This is a genomic window from Arthrobacter sp. Y3225209, from assembly GCF_059090685.1.
The window spans coordinates 72,771-89,986 of the sequence record NZ_JBNHFW010000014.1 but is presented as its reverse complement, the minus strand read 5'-3'; the positions used below and the strand labels follow the sequence as shown (position 1 = coordinate 89,986).

At 67.1% G+C, this 17,216-nt stretch carries 15 protein-coding genes; 11 read left to right on the top strand and 4 right to left on the bottom strand.

The window, feature by feature from the left end:
* From AC5RVB_RS09715 to AC5RVB_RS09670, 10 genes are all read left to right on the top strand, one after another.
* Positions 1-1,379 (top strand): hypothetical protein (locus AC5RVB_RS09715; RefSeq protein ID WP_494142582.1); only part of this gene is annotated, 1,379 nt, incomplete at its 5' end.
* Positions 1,372-2,370: an HAD-IIA family hydrolase gene (locus AC5RVB_RS09710; RefSeq protein ID WP_227902345.1), complete on the top strand. Its 999-nt coding sequence runs from the start codon at positions 1,372-1,374 to the stop codon at positions 2,368-2,370. The genes AC5RVB_RS09715 and AC5RVB_RS09710, both read left to right, overlap by 8 nt.
* A 127-nt stretch (positions 2,371-2,497) precedes the next feature.
* Positions 2,498-2,719, top strand: coding sequence for a hypothetical protein (locus tag AC5RVB_RS09705; protein ID WP_227902344.1), 222 nt, complete (start codon positions 2,498-2,500; stop codon positions 2,717-2,719).
* A 2-nt stretch (positions 2,720-2,721) separates the two neighbouring features.
* Positions 2,722-3,570, top strand: coding sequence for a TlyA family RNA methyltransferase (locus AC5RVB_RS09700; RefSeq protein ID WP_227902343.1), 849 nt, complete (start codon positions 2,722-2,724; stop codon positions 3,568-3,570).
* Between the two features lie 49 nt (positions 3,571-3,619).
* Positions 3,620-4,675: an NAD kinase gene (locus AC5RVB_RS09695; RefSeq protein ID WP_227902342.1), complete on the top strand. Its 1,056-nt coding sequence runs from the start codon at positions 3,620-3,622 to the stop codon at positions 4,673-4,675.
* Positions 4,672-6,393, top strand: coding sequence for a DNA repair protein RecN (gene recN / locus AC5RVB_RS09690; protein ID WP_227928069.1), 1,722 nt, complete (start codon positions 4,672-4,674; stop codon positions 6,391-6,393). Before AC5RVB_RS09695 ends, recN begins: the two co-directional genes overlap by 4 nt.
* A gap of 82 nt (positions 6,394-6,475) precedes the next feature.
* Positions 6,476-8,170, top strand: a complete 1,695-nt coding sequence (gene pyrG, locus AC5RVB_RS09685) for a CTP synthase (RefSeq protein WP_279326973.1) — start codon at positions 6,476-6,478, stop codon at positions 8,168-8,170.
* 4 nt (positions 8,171-8,174) lie between these two features.
* Positions 8,175-8,843: an NUDIX domain-containing protein gene (locus AC5RVB_RS09680; protein WP_227902339.1), complete on the top strand. Its 669-nt coding sequence runs from the start codon at positions 8,175-8,177 to the stop codon at positions 8,841-8,843.
* A gap of 367 nt (positions 8,844-9,210) precedes the next feature.
* Positions 9,211-10,104 (top strand): site-specific tyrosine recombinase XerD, encoded by an 894-nt coding sequence (gene xerD / locus AC5RVB_RS09675; protein WP_231709834.1) that lies wholly within the window; start codon positions 9,211-9,213, stop codon positions 10,102-10,104.
* Positions 10,104-10,604: an 8-oxo-dGTP diphosphatase gene (locus tag AC5RVB_RS09670; RefSeq protein ID WP_494142581.1), complete on the top strand. Its 501-nt coding sequence runs from the start codon at positions 10,104-10,106 to the stop codon at positions 10,602-10,604. The genes xerD and AC5RVB_RS09670 overlap by 1 nt, the downstream gene beginning before the upstream one ends.
* 196 nt (positions 10,605-10,800) lie before the next feature.
* Here the strand turns inward: AC5RVB_RS09670 and AC5RVB_RS09665 are convergent, their stop codons facing one another.
* Genes AC5RVB_RS09665 through AC5RVB_RS09650 form a run of 4 tightly spaced genes read right to left on the bottom strand, consistent with a single transcriptional unit; the run spans position 10,801 to position 15,073 of the window.
* On the bottom strand, positions 10,801-11,934 hold the full coding sequence (locus tag AC5RVB_RS09665; protein ID WP_227902337.1) for a bifunctional 2-methylcitrate synthase/citrate synthase: 1,134 nt from the start codon (positions 11,932-11,934) through the stop codon (positions 10,801-10,803).
* 42 nt (positions 11,935-11,976) lie between these two features.
* The gene (gene prpB, locus AC5RVB_RS09660; protein ID WP_227902336.1) at positions 11,977-12,882 is read right to left on the bottom strand and encodes a methylisocitrate lyase; all 906 of its coding nucleotides are present in this window, start codon (positions 12,880-12,882) and stop codon (positions 11,977-11,979) included.
* Positions 12,883-14,400 (bottom strand): MmgE/PrpD family protein, encoded by a 1,518-nt coding sequence (locus AC5RVB_RS09655; RefSeq protein ID WP_227902335.1) that lies wholly within the window; start codon positions 14,398-14,400, stop codon positions 12,883-12,885.
* A complete protein-coding gene (locus tag AC5RVB_RS09650; RefSeq protein WP_227902351.1) occupies positions 14,387-15,073 on the bottom strand; it encodes a GntR family transcriptional regulator in 687 nt (228 codons plus the stop codon). Before AC5RVB_RS09650 ends, AC5RVB_RS09655 begins: the two co-directional genes overlap by 14 nt.
* 223 nt (positions 15,074-15,296) lie before the next feature.
* Here AC5RVB_RS09650 and AC5RVB_RS09645 point away from each other — a divergent pair, with 223 nt between their 5' ends.
* The gene (locus tag AC5RVB_RS09645; protein WP_494142580.1) at positions 15,297-17,216 is read left to right on the top strand and encodes an AMP-binding protein; all 1,920 of its coding nucleotides are present in this window, start codon (positions 15,297-15,299) and stop codon (positions 17,214-17,216) included.

Genomic DNA, 17,216 nt, shown 5'->3' with positions numbered 1-17,216 from the left:
ATAGCCGTCCGCCGCGTGATGGTGAGCGTCGCTCCTTCGGCGACCGCGGTGCATCCGCTGGCGGCCGTAAGCCGTTCTCGCGTGATGACCGTCCTGCCCGTGATGGTGAGCGTAAGCCTTTCAGCCGTGATGATCGCCCGCAGCGGGATAGCCGTCCGCCGCGTGATGGTGAGCGTCGCTCCTTCGGCGACCGCGGTGCATCCGCTGGCGGCCGTAAGCCGTTCTCGCGTGATGACCGTCCTGCTCGTGATGGTGAGCGTAAGCCTTTCAACCGTGATGATCGCCCCCAGCGCGAAAGCCGTCCGCCGCGCGGTGACCGTCCCTCGCAGGGGGCGGGCCGTCCCGCATTTGGCCGGGACGAAGCCCCGGCTGCGCCCCGGCCCCGCAATGCGAAGGACCTGCGCAGCGCCAACCGGCCGGACCGTGAGCGTTCGCCCGAGATCGACGAGGACGTCACCGGACAGGAGCTGGACAAGGTAACCCGCGCCCAGCTTCGCAACCTCGAAGAGGTCAACGGCGAATGGGTTGCCAAGCACCTGGTGATGGCCGGACGCCTGATCGACGACGAACCGGAGCTGGCATTCCAGCACGCCCTCGCTGCCAGCCGGCGAGGCGGACGCATGGCCGTTGTCCGCGAGGCCGTGGGCCTGACCGCCTATGCCGCCGAGCACTTCGGTGAGGCCCTCCGCGAGTTCCGTACCTACCGTCGCATCAGCGGTTCCAATGACTACCTGCCCATGATGGCCGACTGCGAACGCGGCCTGGGTCATCCGGAGCGGGCACTGGATCTTGTCCGGTCCGAGGACGCCAAGGATCTGGATACCGCAGGTCAGGTGGACCTGGCCATTGTTGCCTCCGGTGCGCGCATGGACATGGGGCAGTTCGAGGCCGCCGTCAGCGCCCTGGAGATTCCGCAGCTGGACCGTAACCGGGCCTTCTCCTTCAGCCCGCGCCTGTTCCGTGCCTACGCTGATGCACTGGAGCTGGCCGGCCGGAATGAGGAAGCCGAGACCTGGCGTAAGCAGGCACTGCGTGCCGACAGCGCACTGGGTATGGGCGATTTCGCCGAACCGGAGATCTTTGACCTGGCACCCGAGGAAGAACGCAAGGAACGCCGTTCCGAACGCCGCGAGGACCGCTCCGGGGCCTACTTTGCAGCAGATGAGGAGTCCGCGCCCAAGGACAACTCGGTGGTCGAACCGGCAGAGGACGCCGATGCACTGCCAAGCGACGAGCAGGAAGGCCTGCTGACCGAGGACGGCGACGTGGATGAGGACGTCGAGGTTGTGGTGAGCGACTTCAACATGGACGACGACGAGGATGAGGACACCGCACGCGAAGACGCCGACGAGACGGAACAGTCGCGTATCGATGACTGATTCTTCGCTGGTCTCGGGTTATGACGCGGTCTTTTCGGACCTGGACGGGGTGGTCTATGCCGGCCCGCACGCCATCCCGGGTGCCGTAGAGGCACTGGGCAGGGTGGCGGACTCCCCGGTCCGGCTTGCCTACATCACCAACAACGCCTCACGCTCTTCGGAGACCGTGGCGGCCCACCTGCGCGAACTCGGAGCACCGGCTACGGCGGCCAACGTCTTCGGGTCCGCGCAGGCCGGGGCCGAACTGCTTGCTGCCAAGGTGCAGGCCGGTGCCAGCGTCCTGGTGACGGGCAGTGCCACGCTGCGGGCGGCCGTGGAAGCCCAGGGGCTGGTGTGCGTTGACTCAGCCGAGGATGAACCGGATGCCGTCATTCAGGGGTTCGACCCCGGGCTGGGATGGAAGGACCTTGCGGAGGCCGCCTTCGCCGTCGGCAGGGGCGCCGTCTGGGTAGCCACCAATACCGACATGTCCATTCCGCAGGCCCGAGGCATTGCTCCCGGCAACGGCACGCTCGTGGCCGCCGTCGGCGCTGCCACGGGACGCGTACCCTTCGTGGCCGGCAAACCGGAGGCACCGCTGTTTACGACGGCGGCACGTCACCTGGGCGTTGAACGCCCGCTTGTGGTGGGGGACCGGCTGGACACCGACATCCTGGGTGGGACCAACGCCGGCTTTGACACCGCGCTGGTGCTGACCGGCGTCGATACGCCCATGACCGCCCTCGCGGCGCGCACGCCGGAACGGCCGGTGTACATCATCGAGAATCTTGCTGCGCTTTTCCAGCCGTACCGGCAGCCGGTACGGGACGGCGAGAGTTACAGCTGCGGAGCCGCCAGCGCCCGGGTGGACGGGTCTGCAGTGGTGATCACCGGAGACTCTTCCAATCTGGACAGCTGGCGCGCTGCGTGCGCGGCGTGGTGGGCGGCCTACCCGGAAGTCGAAGCAGCGGTGGCACCGGAGATCCGCTGGAGTGTCACACCCCGCAGCTAGTCTTGTGCCAGCAGTTCTATCCGTTCTACCGCAGTCGCAGGAGGAAGCCCCATTGTCTGAATCAGCGTTGTCCGAATCTGGGTTGTCTGAATCAGCGTTGTCCGAATCAGCCTTGCCGGACTCGGTGATGCCTGCAGCATCAGAATCGCGGCCGCAGTCCCCGGTCCCCACCGGCGATACTGAGGTGGATTCGCTGCTGGACGAACTCCGGGCCCTGGACGATGCCCCGGTTTCCTCGCACGGCGCAACGTACTCCGCGCTCCATGAGGGGCTGCTGGCAGCATTAAACGCCGAAGGGAACACGCCGCCGCACGCGCCGGCGCCGGGACCAGCGAAGGATGCACGCTAAGCATGCCCAGACTGGATCAGGAACTGGTGACCCGCGGACTGGCGCGGTCGCGGACCCAGGCGGCAAAGCTCATTGCAGCGGGCCGGGTAATGCGTGCGGGCCAGCCGGCAGGCAAGGCATCAGCGCCGGTGGGGCCGGGAGACCGGCTTGATGTGCTCGATGATGGTCTGCCGGACTATGTCAGCCGTGCCGGACACAAGCTGGCGGGTGCCCTGGCGGCCTTTCCGGCCGTCCGTGCCCAGGGGGCGCGCTGCCTGGATGCGGGTGCCTCCACCGGAGGATTCACTGATGTGCTGCTGCGCTCCGGGGCCGCGCACATCGCGGCCGTGGACGTTGGCCACGGCCAGCTGGTGGAACAGATCCGGACGGATCCGCGGGTCAGCGTCTACGAGGGCATGAACGTGCGCTACCTTTCTCCGGCAGATATCGGGGGTTCCGTGGACCTCACCGTCGCTGATCTGTCCTTTATCTCCCTGACCATGGTGATGGGACCGCTGGCAGCTGCCACCCGCCCCGGCGGCAGCCTGCTGCTGATGGTCAAACCGCAGTTCGAGGTGGGCCGGGAGAACCTGAACCGCACCGGCGTGGTCACGGATCCCGCCAGGCACCGGCAGGCAGTGACCCGTGTGGCGGCCGCTGCCATGGCGGCAGGGCTTCGGATCGGCGGCATAGCGCCCAGTCCGCTGCCCGGCCAGGACGGGAATGTTGAGTTCTTTATGTGGCTGCAGGTTCCGGAACGTGCTGAAGCCGTCCCCGCCGGCCCGGCTGATACAGCCGCGGAGCGGGTGGTGGATGAGGCATTCGCTGGCTTCACCGGGTTTGCGGTGGGGGAGTCTGCCGTAGAAGACTGACGGATGGACGTGCCATAAGACACCGGCAACGAAGAGGATGAAGGCGCAGATGAGCAGACGGATACTGGTTTTGGCCCACACGGGACGGCGGGCCGCCATGACCGCTGCCCAGGAGGCCTGCACCCAGCTGCATTCGTCGGGCCTGATCCCCGTCATGCGCCGCCGGGACCTGGAGGATATCCAGGCCGAATACGGCGTCCTGACCGCCCCCACCGAAATACTCGACGAAGACGTGGCACTGACCGATGTTGACCTGGGCATGGTGCTTGGCGGAGACGGCACCATCCTCCGCGCCGCGGAACTGGTCCGGGGCACCAACGTACCGCTGCTGGGCGTGAACCTGGGCCATGTGGGCTTCCTTGCGGAAAGCGAACGTGCGGACCTGGCCCAGACCGTGCACTGGGTGGTGGAACGGGCCTACACGGTCGAAGAACGCATGACCATTGACGTGAAGGTCTGGCACAGCAACACCCTGATTGCGCATACCTGGGCGCTCAACGAAGCGGCCGTGGAAAAAGCCGACCGGCAGCGCATGCTGGAGGTGGTTATCGAAGTCGATGCCCGCCCGATCAGCTCCTTCGGATGCGACGGCGTGGTGCTGGCAACCCCCACCGGTTCCACGGCTTACGCTTTTTCCGCCGGCGGTCCCGTGGTGTGGCCCGAAGTCGAGGCACTGCTGCTGGCCCCGATCAGCGCGCACGCCCTGTTCGCCAAGCCGCTGGTCGTGGCACCCACCTCCGTGCTTGCCGTGGAAATCCTGACCCGCACGGACGCATCCGGTGTGCTCTGGTGCGACGGCAGGCGCAGCCTGGACCTTCCCCCGGGCTCCCGGGTGGAGGTCACACGTTCCCAAACCCCGGTGCGGCTGGCACGGACCCACCTGACCCCCTTCTCTGAACGCCTGGTCCGCAAATTCCAGCTTCCGACCCATGGCTGGCGCGGGCCCGCAGCCGCTCCGCCGGCGGGAACCGACCTGAGCCCCAGCCGCAGGGATGCAGGCCTCCGGGAAGCCGCCGGTGCGGCAGAGGGCAGCCGGGAGAGTGCAGATGCAGACACCGCCGCTACAGACCAGGCAGTTACCGACCGCGGAGGCTTCGTCGAATGATTGAGGAAATCCGGATCAGGGACCTCGGTGTCATCACCGATGCCACCTTGAACCTGGGGCCCGGTTTTACCGTGGTCACCGGCGAGACCGGTGCCGGTAAAACCATGGTCATCACCGCACTGGGCCTGTTGCTTGGCGCCCGTTCCGATGCAGGCGCGGTACGCATTGGTGCCAAGTCCGCCGTCGCTGAGGCGCTCGTCCACGTTGACCCGCAGAGTCCGGCAGCCCTCCGAGCTGCCGAGGCTGGTGCCGAACTGGAGGACTACGACGGCGCCGCCGAACTCACCCTGGTCCGCACCGTCAACGCCGACGGGCGCAGCCGTGCCCACGTAGGGGGACGATCCGCTCCGGTGGGGGTGCTGGCCCAGGTCGGGGAGCACCTTGTAGTGGTCCACGGGCAGACCGACCAGCTGAGACTGAAGAGTGCCGCCGCGCAGCGGGAGGCTCTGGACAAGTACGCCGGCGCTCCGCTGGCCGCCGAGCTCGGATCCTACCGGGAGGACTATGCCCGCTGGCGCGCCGCCGCCAAGGAACTGGCCGAACTCCGGGACCAGGCGAGGGACCGGCTGCGCGAGGCCGAATACCTGACCGCTTCGCTGGAGGAAATCGAGGCGGTGGACCCGCAGCCAGGGGAGGATGAAACCCTCAAATCCGAAGCCATGCGCCTGGGCAACCTGGAGGAACTGCGGACCGCGGCCGCCGGTGCCCATGCGGCCCTGATCGCGGACGACTTCGCTGACGGCGGTGATGCCACCTCGCTGGTGGACGCCGCCAAACGCCAGCTCGAATCCGCGGGCGAGCATGACCCGGCCCTTGCCTCGGCAGCCCAGCGGCTGGCGGAAGTCGGCTATATTCTGGCGGACATCGCAACGGAACTGGCCAGCTACGGCGCATCTCTGGATTCAGAGGGACCTGAACGGCTGGCAGAGGTGGAATCCCGGCGCGCAGAACTGGCCGGCCTGGTCCGCAAGTACGCGCCCTCCATCGACGGCGTACTGGAATGGGGCGCGGAAAGCGCCAAACGGCTCGCTGAGCTCAGCTCCGACGACACCCGGATAGAAGCCCTCGAGGCGGAAATCACGTCGCTCGGCGAACGGCTGGAAACCAGGGGTGCGGCGCTGACCAAGCTACGCACCGACGCCGCAGCGGAACTGTCCCGGCGGGTCAGCGACGAGCTGACGGCCCTGGCCATGAAGGACGCCAACCTGGTCATTGAGGTTGAACCTGCGGGGGAGCCCGGGCCGTACGGTGCGGACACCATTGCGTTCCTGCTGGCACCCCACCCCGGGGCGCCCGCCCGCCCGCTGGGGAAGGGAGCTTCCGGCGGCGAACTCTCGCGCGTCATGCTCGCCATCGAAGTGGTCCTCGCCGCCGTGGACCCGGTGCCCACCTTCATCTTCGATGAGGTTGACGCCGGCGTGGGCGGTAAGGCCGCCGTCGAAATCGGGCGGCGCCTGGCCATGCTGGCAAAGCACGTCCAGGTGATCGTGGTGACCCACCTTCCACAGGTGGCAGCCTTCGCCGATCATCACATCCGCGTGATTAAGACCTCAACCGCTGCCGACGACGGCTCCGGTGTCACCGCAAGCGACGTGCGGGTACTGGGCCAGGAGGAGCGGATCAAGGAACTTGCCCGCATGCTTGCGGGCCAGGAAGACTCGGCATCGGCACGTGCCCACGCCGAGGAGCTGCTGGGCTCAGCGGGACATCTCCAATGACCCGGCCAACTCATGCGGGAACCCCGCAGGGCGGAGCCGCCGGTCAGAATTCCAGTGCAGGTCAAACCCGAAACGGCAAAAGGTGATAGGCTCGAACTCCGTGGTGCAGCGATCAAATTCCAGGTTTCCCAAGTCGTCTTCTACGACCAAACACATCTTCGTCACCGGTGGCGTGGCGTCCTCACTCGGTAAGGGACTGACAGCGTCAAGTCTCGGCCATTTGTTGAGGTCGCGCGGCATAGCGGTGACCATGCAGAAGCTCGATCCCTACTTGAATGTGGATCCGGGCACAATGAACCCCTTCCAGCACGGCGAGGTCTTCGTGACCGATGACGGTGCCGAGACGGACCTCGACATTGGACACTACGAGCGGTTCCTTGATGAGAGCCTCGACGGTTCCGCCAACGTGACCACCGGCCAGGTGTACTCCACCGTTATTGCCAAGGAACGCCGCGGCGAATACCTCGGCGACACGGTGCAGGTCATCCCGCACATCACCGACGAGATCAAGCGCCGCATGCGCCTGCCCTCCGAGGCGAAGAAGACCCCCGACGTCATCATCACCGAAATCGGCGGCACTGTCGGCGACATCGAGTCCCAGCCGTTCCTCGAGGCAGCCCGCCAGGTGCGCCAGGACATCGGCCGCAACAACGTCTTTTTCCTGCACGTGTCCCTGGTGCCGTACATCGGCCCGTCCCAGGAACTGAAGACCAAGCCGACGCAGCACTCCGTGGCTGCCCTGCGCTCCATCGGCATCCAGCCGGACGCCATCGTCATCCGCTCGGACCGCCCGGTGCCGGATGCCATGCGCAACAAGATTGGCCGCATGTGCGACGTCGACGTTGACGCAGTGATCGGCTGCCCGGATGCCCCGAGCATCTACGACATCCCCAAGACCCTTCACTCCCAGGGCCTGGACGCGTACATCGTCCAGCACCTGGACCTGAAGTTCAAGGACGTCAACTGGACCAAGTGGGACCGCCTGCTTGAAGCCGTGCACAACCCCAAGCACCACGTGGATATTGCCCTGGTGGGCAAGTACGTGGACCTGCCGGACGCCTACCTTTCCGTGACCGAAGCGCTGCGCGCCGGCGGTTTCGCGAACAAGGCCAAGGTCAACATCCGCTGGGTTCCCTCCGATGACTGCGACACCCCCGAAGGTGCCGCGAAGGCGCTGGCCGGCGCCGACGCCATCTGCGTGCCCGGCGGCTTCGGCATCCGCGGCCTCGAAGGCAAGCTCGGCGCCCTGACCTATGCCCGGGAGAACAAACTCCCGACGCTGGGCCTGTGCCTTGGCCTGCAGTGCATGGTCATTGAATACGCCCGCAACGTGGTGGGCCTTGAGGGTGCCTCCTCGTCCGAGTTCGAACCGGATACGCAGTACCCGGTTATCGCCACGATGGCCGAGCAGAAGGACATTGTTGCCGGCGGCGGCGACATGGGCGGCACCATGCGCCTGGGCCTCTGGGATGCCAAGCTGGAACCGGAGTCCGTGGTTGCCAAGACCTACGGCAAGACGGAGGTGGCCGAACGTCACCGCCACCGCTACGAGGTCAACAACCAGTACCGTGACCAGATCGCCGACGCCGGCCTGGTGTTCTCCGGAACCACCACCGACGGCGGCCTGGTGGAGTTCGTCGAGCTTCCCGCCGATGTCCACCCGTACTACGTCTCCACGCAGGCTCACCCGGAGCTCAGCTCCCGCCCGACGCGTCCGCACCCGCTCTTCGCCGGACTCGTCAAGGCTGCCCTGGCCCACCAGAAAGCCAAGGCCTAGCACCATGACAGGGACGCAGGGGTTCGCTGACGAACAAAGCCCGCGGCGGCTGCTGGCATCGGAAACGGTGTACAGCGGTCAGGTGTGGGACGTGGTCAAGGAGAAGTTCACCCTGACCGACGACGGCGAGCCCCTCGTCCGTGACTACATCACCCACCCCGGCGCCGTGGCCATCCTGGCCATGAATGACGCCGGCCAGGTGCTGCTGATCAACCAGTACCGGCACCCGGTGAGGATGACCCTGTGGGAAATTCCGGCCGGCCTGCTGGACGTGGACGGCGAGGACTTCCAGGTCGGCGCCGCCCGCGAACTGGCGGAGGAAGCAGACCTAGTGGCTTCGGAATGGCAGGTCCTGACCGATCTGTTCCTCTCGCCGGGTTCCTCCCGCGAGGCATTGCGGATCTACCTGGCCCGCGGTATTTCCGAAGTCCCGGCTGCGGAGCGTCACACCAGGACCCACGAGGAAGCCGAGATCAAGGCCGAATGGGTGGACCTGGATGATGCAGTGCAGGCAGCCCTGCAGGGGAGAATGCACAGCCCCTCTGCCGTCGCCGCGGTCCTTGCAGCCGCCGTCGCACGCGGCAACGGTTTCCGGGATCTGCGTCCGGCCGACGCACCGTGGCCCGAGCACCACTCGCAGCACTCCACCTGGCCCAACGGCCCGGTTCGCTAGCTAGGAACCAAGCATGACCACCGCTGACGCCTCACCGGGGAACAGCAACGACACCGTAGCCATCAACCTGAGCGGGTCCCTGAACCCCACACTCAAACTGGATCTGGATTCCGAAGCTGCCCGGCGCCTGCGGGACGCTGATCTGGCCGAGCTGGACCGCACCGGTCCCTCCAACGCATCCCGCACGGCAGCGCCCGCAGACGATGCGGGACCGGCCGGGGAACCCAAGACCCGGACCGGCGCCGCCCAGGCGGGTAATACCCCGGCCAAGGCGCCTGCCAGGTCGCGTGCCGCTACGTCGCACTCGGCTGCCGAAGAGCTCCGCTCCACCCCGGCCGGCCGGGCCATCGGAGCCTACCTGCAGCACATGGCCGTGGAACGCGGCCTGGCGGTCAATACGCTGGACGCCTACCGCCGCGACCTGCTGCGTTACGCCCGCTTCCTGGCCGCGAGGGGAGTGGAGGACATTACCCGTATTTCGCGGCACGATGTCACGGCCTTCGCCCAGTCCATCTCCGAAGGATCCGACGGTGCGTCTGCACTGAGCGTGCGCTCGGCGGCCCGGACCATTGTTGCGGTGCGCGGACTGCACCGCTTCTGGGCGCTGGAAGGAATGACCGCCGCCGATCCTGCGTCCGATGTGCATCCGCCCATGCCGGGCAAACGCCTGCCCAAGGCCATCAGCGTCAGCGAAGTCACGCGCATCCTCGAAGCCGTCTCACTGGATACCCCGTCCGGCCTGCGCGACCGTGCCCTGCTCGAGTTCCTGTACTCGACGGGTGCCCGCATCAGTGAAGCCGTGGGCCTGGACGTGGATGACCTGTCCCTGGAACGGATTCCGGCGAAGGGTCCGGACGTGGTGCGGCTTTTCGGCAAGGGGTCCAAGGAACGCCTGGTCCCACTGGGTTCCTATGCTGCCCGGGCGCTGGATGACTATCTGGTGCGCGGCCGGCCCGCGGCCTCGGCCAAGGGCAAAGGCACTCCGGCACTCTTCCTCAACGCCAGGGGCGGCAGGCTGTCCCGGCAGAGTGCCTGGACCATTCTTAAAAACGCCGCTGAGAAGGCCAACATCGGCCGTGACGTCTCGCCGCACACCCTCCGCCACTCCTTCGCGACGCACCTGCTCGAAGGCGGTGCCGACGTCCGCGTGGTCCAGGAACTGCTGGGGCATGCCTCGGTCACGACCACGCAGGTCTACACCCTGGTCACCGCAGAGACCCTGCGCGAGGTCTACGCCGCAGCCCACCCCCGGGCACTGTGATGCCTGCGGGCGGGGTGCCGGCCTTCCGGGCGTCCCCGGTGGTCCTCTGTTTCCTGTTCCGGACCACACAGGACGGTCCGCAGGTCCTGATGGGCCTGAAGAAGACCGGCTTCGGCCTCGGCCGGGTTGTCACCCTTGGCGGACACATCGAGGCGGGGGAGACTCCCGAACAGGCAGCCGTCCGCGAGGTGGAGGAAGAGTCCGGCGTCGTCGTCGCCGAAGCGGACCTGCAACAGGCCGGCACCATCGAATGGATCTTCCCCGCCGCACCGGCCCTGGACATGTCCACCGTCCTGTTTCGGGCACAGCGCTGGGAGGGCGATCCTGTGGAGACGGAGGAGATCCGCCCGGCCTGGTATCCGGCGGGGGAGATGCCCTATGCCAGGATGTGGCCGGACTCCGCCCACTGGATGCCCCGCCTGCTGGCCGGCGAATACTTCGACGCCGTCGTCACCATCGCCGACGACAACGTCAACGTAGCAAGCATCCTTTTTTCCTGAAGCGGGGCGGCGCCCCTAGCTGGCATTCCCGATGCTGCGAGCGGCGGGAAGGAGGCCGGTGCCGGTTACACGGGCACGGGTAAGGCCCCGAGGAGTCAGGAGGAAGGCGGCTTTAGTATTTCCTGAGAGCTCTGCGAGCACGGAAATTTCGTTGCCGCCGTTCCGGGCCCCTCGGGGCCTCATCAACGGCACAAACCTACGGCAGGTGCCGCTCCTCGGCTCCGTTGTACTCGCTCAGCGGACGGATCAGGGAGTTGGCTTCAAGCTGCTCCATGATGTGCGCCGTCCACCCGGTAATCCGCGCCGCAACAAACAGCGGTGTGAACGTGGGCGTATCAAAGCCCATCAGGTGGTAGGCAGGGCCGGCCGGGTAGTCCAGGTTCGGCAGGATGTTCTTGCGCTCACCCATGGCCGATTCCAGCGCCGTGTACAGGTCCCCCAGGTCAGGGCGGTCATAGTGTTTGACCATGTTGTCCAGGGATGCCTTCATGGTCGGCACCCTGGAATCCCCGTTCTTGTAGACCCGGTGGCCGAAGCCCATGATCTTCTTCTTCTGTTCCAGCGCCTCGTCCAGCCACGCTGCAGCGTGGGCCGCGACGTCGCCGTCGCCCGCGCTCTGCGCGATTTCCTCGAACGTGTGCATCACGGCTTCGTTGGCGCCGCCGTGCAGCGGGCCCTTCAGCGCACCGATGGCTCCGGTGACTGCCGAGTGCAGGTCCGAGAGCGTGGAGGTGATGACACGCCCGGTGAAGGTGGACGCGTTGAAGGAGTGCTCTGCGTACAGGATCATCGAGACGTTGAAGGCCTCCACCACCTCGGGGGCGGCTTCCTCGCCGAACGTCATCCAGAGGAAGTTCGCCGAGTAGCCCAGGTCATCCCGGGGCTCCACGACGTCCTGGCCGCGGCGGCGGCGCTGGTCGTAGGCGACGACGGCGGGCATGGCCGCGAACAGGCCCACGGCCTTGTCCATGTTGGCCTGTACCGATGAATCCTCGGCCAGCTCATGCGAGGCGCCCAGGACGGAGGCTGCGGTGCGGCAGACGTCCATCGGGTGGCAGGTGACCGGCAGCGCGTCGATGACGGCCTTCAGCTCGGGGGTGAGGGCACGCTGGGCGCGTTCCCCGTCGGTGAACTCGGCCAGTTCCGCCTCGGTGGGCAGCTCGCCGTTCCAGAGCAGGTAGGCCACTTCTTCGAAGCTGCACCGGGCGGCGAGCTCCTGGACCGGATAGCCGCGGTAGAGCAGGGAGTTGGTCTCGGGGTTGACCTTGGAGATGCGGGTGGTGTCTACGAGTACCCCCGCCAGGCCCTTGTGGATCTGGGGATCTGTCATTGGTGCTGACTCCTTCGTCGTGCGGTTAATGCCTGGCCGGGTCTAGTGGGTGCCCGGAACCTGGAAGTTGAAAACGGACGTGTCGAAGTGGTTGTACGCCTCATAATCCACCAGATCGTACAAACGTGCACGTGTGAGCATGTTGGGCACATCGGACTCCTGCGTGCCGTGCGCCTTGATGGTTTCCAGTGTCCGCTCGGCCGCACCCATGGCGCTGCGCAGCAGCGTGACGGGGTAGATCACCATGTTCACGCCCACGGAGGAGAGCTCCTCGTAGGTGAACAGCTCGCTCTTGCCGAACTCCGTCATATTGGCCAGGATCGGCACGTCGACGGCGGCGCGGATGGCCGCGAATTCCTCGAGGGACTTCATCGCTTCGGGGAAGATGGCATCGGCGCCGGCCTCCACCAGCGCCCGGGCGCGGTCCTGGGCGGCTTCGAGTCCGTCCACGGCGCGGATGTCCGTGCGGGCCATGATCAGGAAGTTCGGGTCCCGGCGCGCGTCCGCGGCGGCACGGATGCGCTTGACCGCGGTTTCGGTGTCCACCACGTTCTTGCCGTCCAGGTGGCCGCAGCGCTTGGGGTTGAACTGGTCCTCGATGTGGCAGCCGGCCAGGCCGGCGTTCTCGAGTTCCTGGATGGTGCGTGCCACGTTCATCGGCTCGCCGAAGCCGGTGTCGGCGTCGACGATGGCCGGCAGGTCGGTCATCCGGGCAATCTGCCCGGCACGCGTGGCCACCTCGGTGAGGGTGGTCAGCCCGATGTCCGGCAGGCCCAGGTCATTGGCCAGGACGGCGCCGGAGATGTAGACGCCGTGGAAGCCCTTTTCCTCGATCAGGCGGGCCGAGAGCGGGTTGAAGGCGCCCGGGAACTGCTGCAGGGTGCCGGAGGCCAGTCCTTCACGGAAGGCAATCCGCTTGGCTTCGGGGGTTACGGAGGAGTACAGCATTTAGAAGAGTCCCTTCGGTGCGGCGGCCGGGGTGATGACGCCGTCGGCGGCGGTGATGTTCAGCTGGTCCAGCTCGCCGGCGGCCAGCTCGGGCAGGCGCTGCACGGTGGCCAGGAAGCGCTCGATCTCTTCCTCGGACACCAGGCCGCGGGCCAGGGTGCGGAACTTGTTGATGTACTGCTCACGGGCAAACGGCTTGGCGCCCAGCGGGTGGGCGTCCGCAACGGCAATTTCGTCGGTGATCACGGTGCCGTCGGTCAGCACGATGGTGACCTTGCCGCCGAAGGCCTTCTCGCTGATGTCCAGCGAGTGGTAGCGGCGGGTCCACTCCGGATCCTCCACGGTGGTGACCTTGTGCCACAGTTCCACGGTGTCCGGCCGGCCGGCGCGTTCGGGGGAGTAGGAATCCACGTGGTGCCAGGATCCGTCCTGCAGGGCCACGGTGAAGATGTACGGGATGGAGTGGTCCAGGGTTTCGCGCGAGGCGGTGGGATCGTACTTCTGCGGATCGTTCGCGCCGGAGCCAATGACGTAGTGGGTGTGGTGCGAGGTGGCGATCAGGACGCTCTCCACGTTGGCCGGATCGGCGGCTTCGGGGTGCTCGCCGTGGATCTTGCGGGCCAGGTCAATCCAGGCCTGGGCCTGGTACTCCGCAGAGTGTTCCTTGGTGTACGTGTCCAGGATGGCGCGCTTGGCTTCGCCTTCTTCGGGCAGCGGAACCTCGTAGGCGGCGTCGGGACCGTCCAGCATCCAGGCGATCACGCCGTCTTCACCTTCATAGATAGGCGTGGGGGAAGTCTGGCCGCGCATTGCACGGTCCACTGCCTCGACGGCCATCTTGCCGGCGAAGGCCGGAGCGTGGGCCTTCCAGGTGGAGATCTCGCCCTTGCGGGACTGGCGCGTGGCGGTGGTGGTGTGCAGGGCCTGGCCCACGGCCTGGAAGATGGTGTCGACGTCGAGCCCCAGCAGCGTGCCGATGCCGGCGGCCGCGGAGGGGCCGAGGTGGGCCACATGGTCGATCTTGTGCTTGTGCAGGCAAATGGCCTTGGCCAGGTTGACCTGGATTTCGTAGCCGGTGGCGATGCCGCGGACCAGGTCCTTGCCGGAGGCCCCGGTGTGCTGGGCGACGGCGAGCACCGGCGGGATGTTGTCGCCGGGGTGGGAGTACTCGGCGGCCAGGAAGGTGTCATGGTAGTCGAGTTCACGCACGGCCACGCCGTTGGCCCAGGCGGCCCACTCGGGGCTGGTCTTGGCGAGCACACCGAAGACGGAGGCGCCCTTGCCGTGCGCCGAGGGGGAGAAGGAGAGGGCCTGGGCGCGGGCGGCGACAATGGGACCGCGGTTCAGGGATGCCACGGCTACGGAAGCGTTATCGATGATGCGGTTGATGACCATATCCGTGACGTCGGCGGTGACATCCACGGGGTCGGCGGCAACCCGGGCAATTTTGTAGGCGAGCTGATCCTCACGGGCCAGCTTCTCGTCGCTGCGGTAGACGCGCACTTTATGCAGGTTCACGGTGTGTCCTTATCTCAGGGGTGGTGATCTCAGGGGAACCGGTCCGGGCGGACCGAAGATGGTTGAGGCTTTTATGCAGGTGGACGGCGACGGCGGCAGCCGCCAGCTCCGGGTTGCCGGAGGCCACGGCGTCGGCGATGGTGGCATGCTCGCCGGCGGTTTCGAACAGCCGCTCCGGGTTGTCCTTGGCCAGCCGGCGGACACGGGCCAGATGCAGCCGCACGTTGCCCAGCGCCTGGGTCAGATAGGCATTGGCGGCGGCCGCGTCGATGGCGGCATCCAGTTCGGCCACCAGCGAGTAGTAGCCGGTGCGGTCGCCGTCGGCCGAACCGATCACTTCCCCGGCGGAGCGGAAACGGGACGCCAGCGCGTGGAAGGCCGGCGCCGGTCCGCGGACCGCGGCGAGTGCCGCTGCCTTGCATTCCAGCGCCTGCCGCAGCTCGAACAGGTCCGCAACGGTATCCAGCGATATGCCGGTAACCACGACGCCGCGTCCGCTGTGCGGGGCCGCCAGACCGTCCGCGGTGAGACGGCTGAGTGCTTCGCGCAGGGGCGTGCGGGAGACGCCCAGCCGGGCGGACTGTTCCACTTCGCCCAGCACGGTGCCCGGCGGCAGCTCCCAATTGACAATGTCCTGGCGCAAGGCGGCATAAGCACGGTCACTGGCCCGCATGGTGCGCCTCCTCACGTCTGATACCTGCGTCACGTTCACCACAGTGTATACATGAGAGCGCAATTTAACGTATCCGGGCTCACAAAGTGCTGTCTGGATCCCTGCTGTGTATACAGATGCCTTTCCGAATGAAGCCGTCCCGGCCCGGACCGGCACGGTCTTGCGCCGTCACTGCCGCGCCGCTAGTAGCATGGCGCGTACCGCAGCGGATCGAGGAGGATTCATGGCAGAGCGCGACACCTACGCCCGGACCTACGCCCGGAGCACGGCAGACCCCGAAGGCTTCTGGCTGGAGGCGGCGTCCATGGTGGACTGGGACGTTCCGCCTGCGCTCGCACTCGAGTCCTCTGCCGCGCCCCTGTATGCGTGGTTCCCGGACGGGCGGCTGAACACCAGCTACAACGCCCTGGACCGGCATGTGGCGGCCGGCCGCGGGGATGCCGACGCACTGATCTACGATTCGGCCATGCTGGGGGTGCAGCGGACCTATTCCTACCGTGAGCTGCTGGCCGAGGTGGAAACCTTCGCCGGTGTGCTGCGCGGACTCGGGGTGGAGGCGGGGGACCGGGTGATCATTTACCTGCCCATGATTCCCGAAGCGGTGATTGCCATGCTGGCCACCGCCCGGCTGGGTGCGGTGCACTCCGTGGTGTTCGGCGGATTCGCACCGCGGGAGCTGGCGGCACGGATTGACGACGCCGGCCCGAAGGTCATCGTGACTGCCAGCGGCGGGGTGGAGCCCAAGCGCAGGGTGGAGTACCTGCCGGCCGTGGCCGAGGCGCTGGAGACAGCCGGGCACCGGGTAGACGCCGTCGTCGTTGCCGAACGCAAGGGGTTCAGCGCGTCCCGCGCCGACTTCAACGGCGCGGGCGGAGCCTCATGGCAGGACTGGGCGGAACTTGCCGCTGCCGCCGAACCGGCCGGACCGGTCTCCGTGGCCGCGGGTGACCCGCTGTACATCCTTTACACCTCCGGCACCACGGGATCACCCAAGGGAGTGGTGCGGGATAACGGTTCCCACGCCGTGGCCATGGCCTGGTCGATGCGCAACATCTACGGCGTCGGCCCGGGGCAGGTGATGTGGACGGCGTCGGACGTCGGCTGGGTGGTGGGCCACTCATACATTGTCTATGCGCCGCTGATCGCCGGGGCAGCGACGGTCCTGTATGAGGGCAAACCGGTGGGAACCCCTGACGCCGGCGCTTTCTGGCGGGTTGCCGCCGAGCATGGAGTGGACGTGCTGTTCACCGCCCCTACCGCCCTCCGTGCGATCCGCAAGGCCGACCCGGACGCCGTCGAACCCGGCCGGTACGACCTGTCCCGGCTGCGGCACCTGTTTTCCGCCGGCGAGCGCCTGGACCCGGCCACCCTGGAGTGGGCGGGCGCCGCGCTGGATGTTCCGGTCATTGACCACTGGTGGCAGACCGAAACCGGCTGGGCTATCTGCGCCAACCCCGTGGGCCTGGATGAGCTGCAGGTCAAACCCGGCTCACCCACCGTCCCGGTTCCCGGTTTCACCGTGCGCATCCTGGACGGCGCCGGCGCCGAGGTGCCGCCGGGAATGGAAGGGAACATTGCCCTGCGCCTGCCGCTGCCCCCGGGCACGCTGCGCACGCTGTGGGGCAGTGATGAGCGGTACCGGAACGCCTACTTGGAGGTCTTTGAGGGGTATTACGCCACGGGGGACTCCGGCTATCTGGATGAGGACGGCTACCTCTACGTGATGGGCCGCACGGATGACGTCATCAACGTCTCCGGACACCGCCTCTCCACCGGCGCCATGGAGGAAGCGGTGGGCTCCCATCCCGCAGTCGCCGAGTGTGCGGTGATCGGGGTCGCGGACCCGCTCAAGGGCCAGCGTCCCTGCGCCTACGTGGTGCTCAAGAGTGGCGCCGAGACGGACGCGGCGCAGCTGCAGCGCGAACTCGTGGAACGTGTGCGCTCGCGGATCGGGGCGGTGGCGGACTTCAAAGAGGTCCAAGTGGTGGATGCCCTGCCAAAGACCCGCTCCGGAAAGGTGCTGCGCAAAACCATGCGCCAGATTGCTGACGGGGTCCCGCACACCGTCCCCTCCACCATCGAGGATCCGGCAGTGATCGAGGCCCTGACGCCGTTGCTGCGGCCGGGCGGATCCCGGGGGTAA

What these genes read in the sequence shown, in the direction of transcription:
- AC5RVB_RS09710 (WP_227902345.1), top strand. Translation starts at nt 1,372, where the DNA reads ATGACTGATTCTTCGCTGGTCTCGGGTTATGACGCGGTCTTTTCGGAC.
- AC5RVB_RS09705 (WP_227902344.1), top strand. Translation starts at nt 2,498, where the DNA reads ATGCCTGCAGCATCAGAATCGCGGCCGCAGTCCCCGGTCCCCACCGGC.
- AC5RVB_RS09700 (WP_227902343.1), top strand. Translation starts at nt 2,722, where the DNA reads ATGCCCAGACTGGATCAGGAACTGGTGACCCGCGGACTGGCGCGGTCG.
- AC5RVB_RS09695 (WP_227902342.1), top strand. Translation starts at nt 3,620, where the DNA reads ATGAGCAGACGGATACTGGTTTTGGCCCACACGGGACGGCGGGCCGCC.
- recN (WP_227928069.1), top strand. Translation starts at nt 4,672, where the DNA reads ATGATTGAGGAAATCCGGATCAGGGACCTCGGTGTCATCACCGATGCC.
- AC5RVB_RS09680 (WP_227902339.1), top strand. Translation starts at nt 8,175, where the DNA reads ATGACAGGGACGCAGGGGTTCGCTGACGAACAAAGCCCGCGGCGGCTG.
- xerD (WP_231709834.1), top strand. Translation starts at nt 9,211, where the DNA reads ATGGCCGTGGAACGCGGCCTGGCGGTCAATACGCTGGACGCCTACCGC.
- AC5RVB_RS09670 (WP_494142581.1), top strand. Translation starts at nt 10,104, where the DNA reads ATGCCTGCGGGCGGGGTGCCGGCCTTCCGGGCGTCCCCGGTGGTCCTC.
- AC5RVB_RS09665 (WP_227902337.1), bottom strand. Translation starts at nt 11,934, where the DNA reads ATGACAGATCCCCAGATCCACAAGGGCCTGGCGGGGGTACTCGTAGAC.
- prpB (WP_227902336.1), bottom strand. Translation starts at nt 12,882, where the DNA reads ATGCTGTACTCCTCCGTAACCCCCGAAGCCAAGCGGATTGCCTTCCGT.
- AC5RVB_RS09650 (WP_227902351.1), bottom strand. Translation starts at nt 15,073, where the DNA reads ATGCGGGCCAGTGACCGTGCTTATGCCGCCTTGCGCCAGGACATTGTC.
- AC5RVB_RS09645 (WP_494142580.1), top strand. Translation starts at nt 15,297, where the DNA reads ATGGCAGAGCGCGACACCTACGCCCGGACCTACGCCCGGAGCACGGCA.